The sequence below is a fragment of the Streptomyces sp. NPDC007971 genome (genome assembly GCF_042958635.1).
GTDB lineage: Bacteria > Actinomycetota > Actinomycetes > Streptomycetales > Streptomycetaceae > Streptomyces.
Map to the genome: position 1 here is coordinate 43,433 of NZ_JBIBJK010000023.1, position 13,586 is coordinate 57,018.

At 70.5% G+C, this 13,586-nt stretch carries 14 protein-coding genes and 1 pseudogene; 4 read left to right on the plus strand and 11 right to left on the minus strand.

From position 1 onward, the window contains the following. Positions 1 to 89 precede the first annotated feature (89 nt). On the plus strand, positions 90 to 761 hold the full coding sequence (locus tag ACFZCP_RS36815) for an enoyl-CoA hydratase-related protein (protein ID WP_362696491.1): 672 nt from the start codon (positions 90 to 92) through the stop codon (positions 759 to 761). Between the two features lie 65 nt (positions 762 to 826). Next, positions 827 to 1,282 carry a PaaI family thioesterase gene (locus ACFZCP_RS36820; protein WP_362696489.1) on the plus strand — a complete coding sequence of 152 codons (456 nt, stop codon included), beginning with the start codon at positions 827 to 829 and terminating at the stop codon, positions 1,280 to 1,282. A 242-nt stretch (positions 1,283 to 1,524) separates the two neighbouring features. On the opposite strand, the gene ACFZCP_RS36825 is transcribed toward ACFZCP_RS36820, so the two are convergent. The 10 genes from ACFZCP_RS36825 to ACFZCP_RS36870 all read right to left on the minus strand — a co-directional run bounded on the left by ACFZCP_RS36825 (position 1,525) and on the right by ACFZCP_RS36870 (position 11,186). Continuing rightward, on the minus strand, positions 1,525 to 2,889 hold the full coding sequence (locus ACFZCP_RS36825) for a cytochrome P450 (protein WP_391437410.1): 1,365 nt from the start codon (positions 2,887 to 2,889) through the stop codon (positions 1,525 to 1,527). Between the two features lie 13 nt (positions 2,890 to 2,902). Next, entirely contained in the window at positions 2,903 to 3,463 is a 561-nt protein-coding gene (locus tag ACFZCP_RS36830) for an ATP/GTP-binding protein (protein ID WP_362696485.1), read from the minus strand. A 3-nt stretch (positions 3,464 to 3,466) separates the two neighbouring features. Continuing rightward, the gene (locus tag ACFZCP_RS36835; protein WP_362696483.1) at positions 3,467 to 3,850 is read right to left on the minus strand and encodes a DUF742 domain-containing protein; all 384 of its coding nucleotides are present in this window, start codon (positions 3,848 to 3,850) and stop codon (positions 3,467 to 3,469) included. Next, a complete protein-coding gene (locus tag ACFZCP_RS36840; RefSeq protein ID WP_362696481.1) occupies positions 3,847 to 4,692 on the minus strand; it encodes a roadblock/LC7 domain-containing protein in 846 nt (281 codons plus the stop codon). The genes ACFZCP_RS36835 and ACFZCP_RS36840 overlap by 4 nt, the downstream gene beginning before the upstream one ends. Further along, positions 4,689 to 5,870, minus strand: coding sequence for an ATP-binding protein (locus ACFZCP_RS36845; RefSeq protein WP_391437423.1), 1,182 nt, complete (start codon positions 5,868 to 5,870; stop codon positions 4,689 to 4,691). The genes ACFZCP_RS36840 and ACFZCP_RS36845 overlap by 4 nt, the downstream gene beginning before the upstream one ends. A gap of 335 nt (positions 5,871 to 6,205) precedes the next feature. After that, on the minus strand, positions 6,206 to 7,054 hold the full coding sequence (locus ACFZCP_RS36850) for a DMT family transporter (RefSeq protein ID WP_391437426.1): 849 nt from the start codon (positions 7,052 to 7,054) through the stop codon (positions 6,206 to 6,208). Positions 7,055 to 7,180: 126 nt separating this feature from the next. Continuing rightward, entirely contained in the window at positions 7,181 to 7,996 is an 816-nt protein-coding gene (locus ACFZCP_RS36855) for an ABC transporter permease subunit (RefSeq protein WP_391437432.1), read from the minus strand. Positions 7,997 to 8,008: 12 nt separating this feature from the next. Beyond that, positions 8,009 to 8,902 (minus strand): ABC transporter permease subunit, encoded by an 894-nt coding sequence (locus ACFZCP_RS36860; RefSeq protein ID WP_391437438.1) that lies wholly within the window; start codon positions 8,900 to 8,902, stop codon positions 8,009 to 8,011. A gap of 3 nt (positions 8,903 to 8,905) precedes the next feature. Beyond that, positions 8,906 to 10,099, minus strand: a complete 1,194-nt coding sequence (locus ACFZCP_RS36865; protein ID WP_391437442.1) for an extracellular solute-binding protein — start codon at positions 10,097 to 10,099, stop codon at positions 8,906 to 8,908. A gap of 55 nt (positions 10,100 to 10,154) precedes the next feature. Then, a complete protein-coding gene (locus tag ACFZCP_RS36870; RefSeq protein ID WP_391437448.1) occupies positions 10,155 to 11,186 on the minus strand; it encodes an ATP-binding cassette domain-containing protein in 1,032 nt (343 codons plus the stop codon). A 110-nt stretch (positions 11,187 to 11,296) separates the two neighbouring features. On the opposite strand from ACFZCP_RS36870, the gene ACFZCP_RS36875 reads away from it, so the two are divergent. Together ACFZCP_RS36875 and ACFZCP_RS36880 are read left to right on the plus strand one after the other, a co-directional pair. Then, positions 11,297 to 12,058: a GntR family transcriptional regulator gene (locus ACFZCP_RS36875; RefSeq protein ID WP_391437454.1), complete on the plus strand. Its 762-nt coding sequence runs from the start codon at positions 11,297 to 11,299 to the stop codon at positions 12,056 to 12,058. 37 nt (positions 12,059 to 12,095) lie between these two features. Next, a complete protein-coding gene (locus ACFZCP_RS36880; RefSeq protein ID WP_391437459.1) occupies positions 12,096 to 12,866 on the plus strand; it encodes a cache domain-containing protein in 771 nt (256 codons plus the stop codon). Between the two features lie 168 nt (positions 12,867 to 13,034). Here the strand turns inward: ACFZCP_RS36880 and ACFZCP_RS36885 are convergent. Further along, a pseudogene (locus ACFZCP_RS36885) lies at positions 13,035 to 13,265 on the minus strand (flavin reductase family protein); the annotation flags it as partial. Positions 13,266 to 13,586: the final 321 nt, after the last annotated feature.

Sequence of the window (13,586 nt, forward strand, 5' to 3'; positions counted from 1 at the left end):
TTGTGCCTCCCGCGTTCTCCGTGACCCCCGTGCTCTTTGCCGGGGCGGGCGGGCGCGCCCTCCCGCTCCGCCCACCCGAAGGAGTCACCATGCCCACGCTCGACCGTCAGGACCTTGTCTTCGTGCTCGACCTCGGGCCCGGGGAGAACCGTTTCCACCCCGACTGGATCGCCTCCGTCGACGAGGCCCTGGACGAGGTGGAGAGGGCACAAGGGCCCCGGGCGCTGGTCACCGCCGCGACCGGGAAGTTCTACTCCAACGGCCTGGACCTCGACTGGCTCCTCGCCCACGCCGACCGGCACCGGGACTACGTCGTCTCGGTGCACGCACTCTTCGCACGGCTGCTGTCCCTGCCGGTGCCCACCGTGGCCGCGCTGCAGGGCCACACCTTCGCGGCGGGCGCGATGCTCTCCCTGGCGCACGATGTCCGGGTGATGCGGGCCGACCGCGGTTTCTGGAGCCTGCCCGAGGCCGACATCGACATTCCGTTCTCGCCGGCCATGTCCGCGCTGATCCAGAGCCGGCTCACCCCGCCGGTCGCCCACGAGGCCATGACCACCGCGCGCCGCTACGGCGGCCACGACGCGCTCGCCGCCGCGATCGTGGACCGAGCGGTCGACGAGGACGCCGTACGGTCCACGGCCGTCGAACTCGCCGCCGCCCGGGCGGCCAGGGCCGGCACGACCCTCGGCACCATCAAGTCGCGTATGTACGCACCCGTCCTGGCCCTCCTGCGGGACACGGCCGACCCCCTCGGCTGACCGGCAGTCCCTCCCGGCCCTCCACGGGCCGGGCCGTCCCACCGGCACGACAGCAAGGAACAGACATGTCCACCACCGACTCCGCCGCGCTCTCCGGGCTCGAACTCATGCGCTGGATCCAGCGCGAACGCCCCGCCCAGATCCCGTCCATCGGCAGGCTGATCGGGATGCGCTTCGACGAGGTCGACCCCGGCCGCGTCGTGGTCTCCCTCGACACCCGCCCGGACTTCTCCAACCCCCTCGGCACCGTGCACGGCGGCATTGCCGCCACCCTGCTCGACTCCGCCATGGGCTGCGCGGTCCACACCACACTGCCCGCCGGAGTCGGCTACACCACGCTCGAACTCAAGGTGAACTACATCCGCGCGGCCCGCACCGACGGGCAGACCCTCACCGCCGAAGGCACCGTCGTGCACGCGGGCCGCCGCACGGCGACCGCCGAGGGCAGGGTCCTCGACGAACAGGGCAAGCTCATCGCGCACGCCACCACGACCTGCCTGATCCTCGGCCCCGAGGCCTGAGGCCACCGCAGGTTCGGGCCGGCCGGCCCCGGCCCACCGTGCGCGAACGCAGTTCCGCGCGGAGGGGGAACGGCCCGGCCCGTCGCCGTCCGCAGGCGGGAGAAGGCGAACGGCACGGCGTCCGCCGGCGGGCGCGGGCGGCGCCGTCTCCACGGCCTGTGGCAGCGGTGCACCAGCCGCCCCGCGAACGCACGGTCGGCTGATGCACACCAGAGGGCTGTTCCCGTGGAGAGTCGCCTACGTCACTCTCCCCTGGTCCACGCCAGGAACCGGCTGAACAGACCCGGCTTGGACTTGGGCGCGGCCTGCGCCGACGGCTGCTGCGCGGGGTTCGCGACCCGGTGCGGGACGGGCGGGGCCGCCTGCGGCTGCGGTGTCTGGGCGGCGGGCGCAGCCACCGTGCGGGGAGTGAACCGGACCGGCAGGGTCACCAGGGAGCGGCTCCAGGGCGCGGGGACCCAGCTCAGGTCCTTGAACGGCACCCGGACCTCGATGTCCGGCAGCCGGTTGAGCAGCGTCTCGATGGCCGTGACGGCGATCACGAACGCCGGGTCCTTGGCGGGACAGGCGTGCGGCCCGGCCCCGAAGGCCAGATGGGCCTTGGCGCTGAGCTGCTCGCGGTGCTCCGCCAGCCGGGGATCGGTGTTGGCGCCCGCGAAGGAGATGACCACCGGCTCGTTGGCCCGCAGCGTCCGGCCGCCCAGCTCCACGTCGTGGGTGGGGTAGTGGGCCGCGTAGTTGGCGATCGGCGCGTAGTTCCACAGCACCTGGGTGACCGCGTCCTCGACCGGCAGGCCGGTCTGCCAGTCCTCGCCGAGGATCAGGGCGCTGCCGGTGCCGATCGTCGCCGACAGGGGCATGGTGCCCCCGGACAGCAGCGTCACGAGCTGATGCAGCATCTCCTCGTCGGTCAGTCCGGCGGAGTGCTCCATCAGACGGGTCGTCAGGTCGTCCCCGGGACGACGCCGCTTGAGCGCGATCAGCTCGTACACCGCCTCGCCGACGATCTGGTCGGCGCCGGGCTGGCCGTCGAAGAGGCCGCTGATGCCGGCGATGACCCGGTCACCGATCTCGGGCGGGCAGCCGAACAGGTCGCTGAAGACCAGCAGCGGCAGCGGCTGCGCGTACTCCGCCATCAGCTCGGCCTGGCCGAGGCGCTCGGAACTGAACCGGCTGATCAGGTAGTCGGCCGACTGCTGGGTCTGCCGCACCAGTTGCAGCTCGTTGACGGAGGCCAGGGAGTCGGTGACCGCCTGGCGCAGCCGGGCGTGTGCCGCGCCGTCGCTGAGCAGCGCGTTGGGGCGGTACCGCATCATCGGCAGGGCCGGGCTGTCCTCGGGGACGCGTCCCTCGTTCAGCGCCTTCCAGCGCCGCGAGTCCCTCACGAACGAACCGGGATTCTGCAGGATGTACAGGGCGGCGTCGTAGCTGGTGACCAGCTCGACCTCCACCCCGGGGGCGATGTCGACCGGCGCGCTCGGGCCGAGGCTGCGCAGGTGTTCGTAGTGGCCGTCGGGATCGGAGCCGAACTCGGGGCCGTACAGGGGGAGGTTGCCGTGCGCGGGGCAGCCGTGCGGTGGGCCTTGTATGCCGGGACGCTGCTGCATGTGGGGGTGGCTCCTAGTCGAGAAGGGACAAGAGGTGGTGGACGAGGGTGATGAGGGCCTGCGCCGACGACTGCTGGTCCCGTACGTCGCAGGAGACGACGGGCGTGCGGTCGGACAGGTTGAGCGCCTCGCGGATCTCCGCGAGCGGGTAGTCGGTCGTGCCGTCGAAGTGATTGACGCCGATGGCGTACGTCAGGCCGAACCGCTCGACCAGGTCGAGGACCGGGAAGGACTCGGAGAGCCGCTCGGGGTCGACGAGCACCAGCGCGCCCAGCGCCCCGCGGGACAGTTCCTCCCACATCTCCTTGAAGCGCTCCTGACCGGGCGTGCCGAAGAGGTACAGGACCACCTCGTCGCTGATGGTCAGGCGACCGAAGTCCATCGCGACCGTCGTGGTCGTCTTGTCCGGAGTCCCCGACAGGTCGTCAAATCCCACGCTGGCTTCGGTGATCTCCTCCTCGGTCCGCAGGGGCTCGATCTCGGAGATGCTGCCGATACAGGTGGTCTTCCCGACCCCGAAGTGCCCCACCACGAGGATCTTCACCGCAGTCAGGACGCCTGAATCCAGGTACACGAATCACGCTCCGAATCGGGCTTTGAGGCCGTCGAGCACGGCGTTGAGCACTTCTCGATCAACTCGTTCGGCGCGGGGAACGGGCTTCCTGGCGATGATGAGACCGCCTTCCTCCATCTGCGCCAGCAGAATCCGGACGATGCCCAGCGGCAGATGGGTGTGGGCGGCCACTTCGGCGACGGACAGAAAGCCCTCCGCGACCAGCTCCAGAACCTGACGTGCCTCGGGGGAAAGCGTGCGCGCGGAAGCAGAGGCGCCTTCCAGCGCGGACACCAGGGTCGTGCGCTCGTAGGCATTGTCCGGGGGCAGGGAACGCCCGTTCGTGATCACGAAGAGCGGGACTAATGCGGAGGTCAGCTCCAGTTCCTGTTCCGGCCCGTCATTCACGTGCGGCTCGCCTCCCCGCGTGGTGCGGTATATACGCCCAGCCGGGGCACCACCTCATGCAGACGGGTGGTGAACTCCTCGATATCCGCGTCGTGTTCGGCGGCCGCGGCCAGGAACGCGCCACGGCCCGCGGAGATCAGGAAGATCCAGCCGTGCTGGAACTCGATCACCGTCTGCCGCCACTGCGCCTCCTGGTGCACGCCGGCGAACTGCGAGGTGGCCCGGCTGTAGGCGTGAATCCCGGTCATGGCAGCGGAGATGGTGTCCGCGAGGTCCTGGCTCATGCCCGTGGTGGCGCCACGGGGCAGGCCGTCGGAGCCCAGCAGGACGGCATGGCGTGCGCCCTCCACCTTGCCGACCACCTCGTCGAGGTCGGTGATCGGGATCCCCGTGCTGCCCACCGGTCCACCGTGCGTGCGGGCGTCGCCCACCCGCCCGTCCGTCGCCTCGGCGGTCACCCGGGGCGGCGAGGTGAGGTTGTTGCCGAGCCGGGCGACGAGCCGGTGCATCCGGAACGAGATCTGCTGCATGTCGACGTCGGGCGCCGCGGCCGCGGCCAGATAGGCGCCCTGACCGGCTCCGATGAGGAAGATCCAGCCGTGCGAGAACTCGATGATCGTCTGGTTCCACTGCCTGTCCTCACCCGGCCCGGCGAAGTGGGAGGTCGCGCGGCTGAGCGACTGCATCCCCGCCATGGCGGCGGAGATCGTCCGCACGTCCTGCTGCGCCATGCCGTCGGTCGCGCCGCGGGGCAGGCCGTCCGCGGACAGCAGGACGGCATGGCGCGCCTTCGGCACGTTCTGCACGATGTCCTCGAGCATCCACGACAGGTCTGTGGTCATGCCTCATCGGACCCTTCGGACGGCGCCGGCGCGAGGTTGCGGCCCGAGAACGTCCCGCGCTGGAAGGCTCCGAGGCCACGGCCCGCGGTACGGCCGCTCTCCTCCTGCGCCGCGGCGGGCGACGGCGCGGTGTCCTCGTCGCGGACGCTGGCGATGGGTACCTGGCGCGCCCCTCGCCTCGGCAGGCCGTGCGCGGTGCGCGCCACCGGATCAAGTCGGCCGACGGTGCCCCGAGCGCCGTTGACCTGGGTGTTCTCGGCCGGTGTCATCTCTTCCTCGGTCCACAGTTCTTCCGGCAGCAGAACGACCGCCCGGACGCCGCCATAACGGGAGACACCGGTCACGTCCACCCGGAATCCGTACTGCTGAGCGAGAAGGCCGATGACGGGAAAACCGAACTTGGGCTGGTTTCCGAGGTGGGAAAGGCGTGGGCGGTAGTCACCGGACAGCAGGGCGGACGCCTTCTGCCGGTCTTCGTCGTTCATGCCGACACCGGCGTCGTCGATCACAATGCACAGGTTCTTCTGCACCCGCTGGAAAGTGACCTCGATGGGCGAACCCTGCTGCGAGAAACTGGCGGCATTGTCGAGAAGCTCGGCGACGGCGAGAGCGACCGGAGAAACGGCGGAGGCCTTCAATGCAAGACCGGTCTGCTGCATGATTTCCACGCGCCGGAAGTTGCGAATCTGACCCTGTGCGCTGCGCACCACGTCATAAACGCTCGCGGGCCTATTGCGACGACCCAGCGGGGCACCACACATGACGGCAATTCCCTGCGCCTTGCGTGCCATCTGTGCATTGGCGTGACTGACTTCCATCAAATCACTGAGAACGGAATGTCCGCCGTATTTGCGCTGAACTTCCTCCAGCAGTGCCAGCTGTTCCGCAGCGAGACTCTGCAGAAAGCGTGCGGAGCCCTTGAGAACGGCCTTGGTGCTTTCTTCGGCGGCCTCCTCGGCTTCTTGGATGGTCTTGGCGTGCTCGTTCTGGTGCCGCTGCAACTCCGCTCTTAAGACGGCCAGTTGGCTGTCGGCCTCGCTCACCCTCTGCGTGAGGGCGGCCTCGGCCTGCTGCTTCTTCGCCGCCATGGCCTGGTTGCGGCGACGGAGCACCAGGGCCGCGGCCACGGCGACCACCGTCACCGCAACGAGGCACCAGACGAGTGCGTCTTGATTCATGGAAACCTTTCCTGTGTGTAGCCTGCAACCACCGGCGGGCGAACCTCGCGGGAATCCGTGGCGCAACCACTGGGAGCGACACGGCTGCCGTCGTGCTGAGAACCGGGCCGTTCTCAAAAGCGACCGAGCCGGGTGGACCAAAGCCGCAGACGCGGGGATGCTATCACTCACATAGGGGAACCTTGGCAACGCGGAGCGTTGATTGACGGCCTGGTAACCCTCACCTGTTCGCCACCGAAGCTATTGAATGTGAGACAGTCGTCGCCTTGCGGTCGAGAGGCGAGTGCGGGGGTATTTATTCGGCATCATGCCGGACTGATTGCTCTTTGTCGGACTTATGTCATGGCGATGCGCTGGACGGCCCGGCTCAGCACCAGCACCCCCACCACGATCAGCGCGGCGCCGCACGCCTCGGGCACCAGCCACCAGCCCGTACGGACGCGCTCGTCGAACAGGGTCATGCCCAGGGCCAGGCTGATCACCGCGTCGCCGATGGTGAGCGCGGGCTGCGCGGCGGCCAGCGGACCGGCCTGCAGGGCGTTCTCCAGCAGGAGCACGGCGGCGGCGCCCGTCAGCGCGAAGCCGTAGGTCTGCCAGGACCGCAGGAACGCCGGGAAGCCGTGGTCGGCAAAGGTCCCCGAGGCGGACTTCAGCAGTGCCGCGGTCAGGGCGTTGCCCGTCGCGGAGGCAGCCGCCAGCAACGCTGCCCGACGGGCCCCCGCCCGCCCCCGGGAGGCCAGGAACACGGCCGCGCCCATCGCGCCGAGGCACAGCCCGACGGCCGGGACCCACCGGTGCAGGGGCGCCTGACTGGTGGCGCCGTGCGGGGCGGCCGAGGCGAGCAGGACGGCCAGGCCCGCCACCACCGCACCCACACCCCACCAGCCCGAACGGGGCAGCCGGCGGTGCATCAGCGGACCGGCCACGAGCAGGGCGAACGGCAACTCCATGATGAACAGCGGCTGCACCAGTGCGAGCGGCCCGTTGACCAGGGCCAGGCTCTGGAACACCGCGGCACCGATCACCCCGGCCATGCCGATCACCCAGGCGGGGCGGCGCATCAGCTCCCCGAGGAGCCGAACCCCGGTGCGCCGGCTCGTGGACGCCGCCTTGCGCTGGAACGCGGTCCCCACGGCGTTGCTCGCCGCTCCCGTGACGGCGAACAGCGCGGCCAGTTCGATCACGAGCCTCTCCTGCCTGAGGGCACACCTCCCGTACGGGCGTCGGGCACCCTCAGCCTACGAAGGCCCCGGCCGGGACGCCGGAGGACGGGCCGCAGCGCCCAGACCGTGCCTCCCCGGAGAGACGGCTCACACCCGGCTCGACGTCGCCGTGTCCGCCGACAGCCGCTGGGCGGCGTAGATCGGTACGACCGACAGCAGGACGAGGACGGCGGCCACCACGTTCACCACCGGAGCCTGCTGCGGCCGGGTCATGTTGTCGAAGATCCAGACGGGCAGGGTCTCGATACCGGGTCCCGCGGTGAAGGTCGTCACGACGATCTCGTCGAAGGACAGGGCGAAGGCGAGCAGGGTACCGGCCAGCAGCGCGGAGCGGACCAGCGGGAAGGTGACGTCCGCGAAGGCGCGGAAGGCGGTCGCGCCGAGGTCCATCGCCGCCTCCTCGTACGAGGCGGCCGTGCGCCGCAGCCGGGCCACCACGTTGTTGAAGACGACGACGATGCAGAAGGTGGCATGGCCGACGATCACGGTGAACAGGCCGAGACCCACGCCGAGCGGCGCGAGGACCGTGCCGAAGGCCGAGTTGAGGGCGATGCCCGTGACGATGCCGGGCAGGGCGATCGGCAGGACCACGACGAAGGACACCGCCCCGCGGCCGAAGAAACGGTGCCGGGCCACCGCGAACGCGATGAGCGTGCCGAGGACGAGTGCGACGGCGGTGGCACCGAGGCCCGCCTTCACGGACACCCACAGGGCCCCGCGTGCACCGGAGTTGTCCAGGGCCACGGACCACCAGTGCAGGGTGAGCCCCGGCGGCGGCCAGCTCGCACTGCGGTCGGGGTTCAGGGAGTTGACGAGGACGAGCAGCAGCGGGACGTAGATCACCGCGAAACCGAGTGCGGCGCCGGTGCGCAGGGCGATGCGCGCGGTGCGGCCGAGATGCATGGCGCTCTCCTCCTACAGGCTGGTCAGGGCGCCCGTGCGGCGGATCGCCAGCAGGTACAGGACGATCACGGTCACGGGCACGGTGCCGAGCGCGGCGGCCATGGGCAGGTTGAGTTCGATGTTGGAGTACACCAGGTTGCCGACGAGCTGGGTCTTGCCGCCGACGATCTGCACGGTGATGTAGTCGCCGAGGCTGAGCGAGAAGGTGAACACGGACCCGGCGGCGACGGACGGCAGCACCAGGGGCAGCACCACCGAGCGGAAGGTGCGCCCGGCCCTCGCGCCGAGGTCGGCGGACGCGTCGAGCAGGCCGTCCGGGAGCTGTTCGAGAGCCGTGTGGATCGGCAGGATCATGTACGGCAGCCACAGGTACGTCAGGGTGAGCACGGTCGCGGGCAGGCCGAAGCCCGGGCCGCCGAGGCCGAAGGGCGCGAGCATCCAGTCGGCGAGTCCGCCCCGGGAGAGGATGAGCCGCCAGGCGTACACCTTCACCAGGTAGCTCGCCCACAGCGGGGTGAGGATCGCCACCACGAGCAGCGGGCGCCACTTCGGCCGGGCCACCCGCGCGGTGTACAAGGCGACCGGGAAGGCGATCACGGCGCACAGTACGGTCACCGCCAGTGCCACGCCGACGCTGCGCAGGATCACCTGGCGGAAGACCGGGGTCGTGATCAGCGTGCGGAAGTTGTCCGTCGACCACACCCTCACCACCTGGGAGGTGAAGGAGTTCGTCGTCCAGAACGCCGAGACGAACAAGGCCGCCAGTGAGCCGAGGTAGAGCACGGTCAGCCACAGCAGCGGGGCGGTGAGCAGGAGGGCCAGGCGGAGCCGGGGCCTTGTGTGCAGTGCTCCGGCGAGCCGCCGCACGGTTCCCCGTCCGGCGGCGGGCCTCGCTTCGCTCGTCACGGCTCAGCCCTTGATCTCGGTCCAGGCCTGCACCCACTTCGCGTACGGCACGCACCTGACGTCCTTGCGGCCGTCCAGGCACTGCTCGATGGGCGTGTTCCAGAAGGCGATGTTCTTCCAGTAACCCTCGTCGGCCGCGTGGTAGTCCGTGCAGAAGTTCCTGTCACTGGTCTCGGCGCAGGCCTTCGAGTTGGCCGGGGCCTCTCCGAAGTACTCGGCGACCTGGGCGTTGACCTTGGGCGAGACGATCCAGTCGAGCCATTTGTAGGCGCAGTTGGGGTGCTTGGCCTTCGCCGAGACCATCCAGGTGTCGGACCAGCCGGTCGAGCCCTCCGCGGGGACGAACGCCTTGACCTTGGCGCCCTCACCGGCGGCGAGGCCGGCGATCACCTGCCAGGTGGTCCCGACGACGGAGTCCCCGCTCTTGAAGGCGGAGACCTCCTTGAGATAGTCGCTCCAGTACTCGCCGATGTCCGCGTTCTGCTTCTTCAGCAGGGCCACGGCGGCATCGAACTGCTTCTGGTCGAGCGCGTAGGGGTCCTTGATCCTCAACCCGGGCCTGGTCGCCCTGAGATACAGCGCCGCGTCCGCGATGTAGATCGGTGAGTCGTACGCGGTGACGTGCCCCTTGTACTTCGAGGCGTCGTCGAAGACCGCCGACCAGGAGGTGGGCGCCGGGCGCACCTTCTCGGTGTTGTACATCAGCAGGTTGGCGCCCCGGCCGTGCGGGATGCCGTACATCTGCCCCTTCACCGAGTTCCAGGCGCCGTTCTTCAGACCGCTGAAGACGTCCTTGTAGTGGGGGACGAGGCCGGTGTTGACGGGGGCCGCGTCGCCGGAGGCGATCAGTCGCAGGGAGGCGTCCCCGGAGGCGGAGACGGCGTCGTACTCCCCGGTCTTCATCAGCTTGACCATCTCGTCCGAGCTGGCGGCGACCTTGGAGCGGACCTGGCATCCGGTCTGCTTCTCGAAGCCGCTGACCCAGTCGGCCTTGGGATCGTTGGAGCCGTCCTCGACGTAGCCGGCCCAGGCGATCAGGTTGACCTGGCCCTCGGTCCTGCCGAGCTTCGTCGGGGCCCTGAGATCGGGCGGGTTGAGGCCCGTGGCCGAGGAGCCGCTGCCGGAGGAGTCGCAGGCGGCGGTGAGCAGCAGAGCGGCGGCGCAGGCCGCGGCCCGGAGGGTTCGGGTGAGACGCACGACGTTCTCCATGGGTGAGGGTGTCTTGCGCGGAGCGGGTTCGGGGGAGCGGGAGTCAGGAGGGGATCCGTACGGCGTGTCTGCGGTGCCACCGAAGGCGGACCCGGGCGCCGCGGTAGGCGGCGACGTCCTCGGAGGAGGTCTCCAGGTTCTGCTGGAGGGCGGTGAGCCGGCCGCCGCCGTCGAGGTCGACGAGGAAGCGGGTGGCCTCGCCGAGGTAGACGACCTCGACGACGGTGCCGGTGGCGCTGGCGTGCTCCGGCTCCTGTGCCCCGGCGGACTCCTTGAGCACCCGGATCTTCTCCGGACGGATGGTGTACGTGCCCGGGGCGCCGAGCATGCGGTGGGCCGCCTCGCCCTCGACCAGGTTCGAGGTGCCGACGAAGGAGGCGACGAAAGGGGTTGCCGGGCGCTCGTAGATCTCGGCGGGGGTGCCGACCTGGGTGATGCGGCCCCGGTCGAGGACCGCGATGCGGTCGCTCATCGTGAGGGCCTCCTGCTGGTCGTGGGTGACGAGGACGAAGGTGATGCCCACCTCCCGCTGGAGTGCCTTGAGTTCGACCTGCATCTGCTCGCGCAGCTTCAGGTCGAGGGCGCCGAGCGGCTCGTCGAGCAGCAGCAATCGGGGGCGGCCGACGAGAGCGCGGGCGAGGGCGACGCGCTGGCGCTGCCCGCCGGAGAGCTGGGCGGGGCGCCGCTGGCCGTAGCCTTCGAGACGGACCTCGGCGAGGGCCTTGCGGGCACGGACCAGACGTTCGGCCTTCGGCACCCTGCGGACCTTGAGCCCGTAGGCGACGTTCTGTTCGACCGTCATGTGCGGGAACAGGGCGTAGTCCTGGAAGACGGTGTGCACGTCCCGCTCGAACGGGGCCAGGCCGGTGACCTCCTGTCCGGCGAGTTCGATGCGGCCCCCGGTCGGGGTCTCGAATCCGGCGATGAGCCTGAGGACGGTGGTCTTGCCGGAGCCGGACGGGCCGAGCATCGAGAAGAACTCCCCGTCGCGGATGTCCAGGTCCACCCCGGCCACGGCGGCCGTCTCCCCGAACGACTTCCGCAGGTCCAGCAGGCGGACCGCGCTTCCCTCCATGCGGGAACCTTTCTGGCGCGCTCTGAGTTGAACGCAAACATATGAAGTCATAGTTCTCAACTCAAGGTCCCCTTAAGGTAAAGCTTGAGTCAATGCACAAGGTGGTGGCCGTGAGGCAGCACGAGATCGACGGCAGCGGCCGGGCGGCGGGCAGCGGCGCCCGCAGGGCCGTCTTCAGCCCGGTGGACAACCGGGCCCGCGTGGACACCGTCGTCCGCCGCATAGGCGACGCCATAGAGCTGGGTCTTCTCGCCGACGGCGAGCAACTCCCCGGCGAGAGCGAACTGGCAGGGCAGCTCGGGGTGTCGACGGTGACCCTGCGCGAGGCCCTCATGGCCCTGAGGCAACAGGGGCTGGTCACCACCCGCCGGGGGCGCGGCGGCGGCAGCTTCGTCTCGCTCCCCGAGGTCCCCGCCGACGACCGGCTCAGGGCGCGGCTGCGCGGCTGGAGCACCGAGGAACTGCGCGATCTGGGCGACCACTGGGCCGCCCTGTCCGGCGCCGCCGCCCGCCTCGCGGCGCAGCGCACGGAACCCGACGACCTGCACCAACTGCACCGCACCGCCGACGAGTTGGCGCATGCCGGGGAGACGGCGGCACGCAGCCGCCTCTACGGCCGCTTCCACGTCGAACTCGCGGCAGCCGCCCAGTCCGCCCGGCTCACCCGCGAGCAGGTCGCTCTGCAGAGCGAGGTGGGGGCGCTGCTGTGCCTGGTCCTCGGAAGCGGCGAATATCGTGAAGAAGTCGCGGACCGGCACCGCTGCCTCCTGCGGGCCGTACAGGATGGGGCCCACGAAACGGCCGGCACGCTGGCCGAGCGGTGCGTCAGGGAGTCGGCGGCGCGGCTCGTCGCCGTGTGCCTCACCCTCTGAGCGCGCCGCACCCGGTTCCCGTCCGCTGGAGGACACCATGGGCTGCAGCCCCGGGCCGACGTCCGCGACGCTCGACACGGACGCCGGGCGGGTGGCCTCACAGGTGGGCCGTGCGCTGGAAGCGGTCTTCGAGGCCGTCGCCGCCACCCGTGCCGACACGACGGCTCTGCTCGCCAGGGCGGTCGCGCAGGGCCGGCGCCCCGCGAGCGCGGACCTCGCCGCACTCCGTCCCGGACTGCACCACCGGCTGGCCCGTCAGGAACTGGTCTCCGGGGTCGGCTTCGTCGCGGCCCCCGGCCTGCTGGCCGACGTACCCGCCTGGCTGGAGTGGTGGCAGTCGGGCGCAGACGGCGACGTACGACCCCTGCTGCTCGACCTCGACCCCAGCCGCTCGGCGTACTCGGACTACACGCACTGGGACTGGTTCGCCCTGCCCCGCGACACCGGGCGGCGCGCCGTGGCCGGACCGTACGTCGACTACCTCTGCTCCGACGAGTACAGCCTCACGCTGTCCGCGCCGGTCGCCGTCGAGGGCCGCTTCGCCGGGGTCGCCGCCGCCGACGTGTACCTGCGGCACTTCGAAGCGGCCGTACTCCCCTTGCTGCGGCGGCTGTCACGCCCCGCCCACCTGGTGAACGGCCGCGGCCGGGTCGCCGCCTCCGCCGACCCCGCCCATCTCGCCGGGTCCCTCACCAAGGGCCCCGACTTCGGCGACCTGCTCGCCGCGGCCAGGCCCGCCCGCCGCGGTGGCCTGCGGCTCGTACCGTGTCAGGGCATCCCGCTCGTCCTCGTCCTGGACGACGAGTGAGCGCCGCGCGGACCGGGGCGCCGCCGCAGGCAGGATCGCGGCCGCCCGGGCGGGCGGCTCAGCCGCGAGGCCGGTCCCGGTAGGGGACGCGCGCCGCCTCGCGCACCATCGGGCTGTTGCGCCCGCTGGCCCGGCTGGGCGGGGACGAGTGGAGCACGATCGGTGAGGGGCCGCGTGCACGACCTGGCCGAACACCACCGTCGAGTTGCCGAGCCGCAGCGTCGAGTGCAGCGTGCACTCCAGCGCGACCGGGGACGCGGCCACCCGCGGCGGCTTCACCCGCAGCGACGGCTCGCGGTCGATGCCCACCGCATCGAACTCCCCCTCGTCGCTGGGAAAGTCGGTCGCGGTCGCGTTGATCTGCGCGAAGAGCGGCTCGGGAGCGAAGTTGACGACGAAATGTACACCCTGGCCAGGGACTCCGCTGTCAAAGCCTGCGCCCAGGCCACCAACCAGCTCAAAGCGGTCCTGGTTACTGCCGATCCAGCGCTGCGGGAAGACCTGGCCGGCTTGAAGCGCCGAGCTCTCATCCGTGCCTGTGTACTGCTCCGCGAAGACGCAGGAGGGACGGAACCTGTACTGCGGGCTACGAGGTTCACATTGCGCACGCTGGCTGAGCGAATCGAGCAGCTTGACGTGCAGGCTCGAGAACTGCAACAGCGTCTGTCTGAGTTGGTCGAAAGGCATTACCCCCAACTGCTCGCCGCTGTGGGGGTCGGA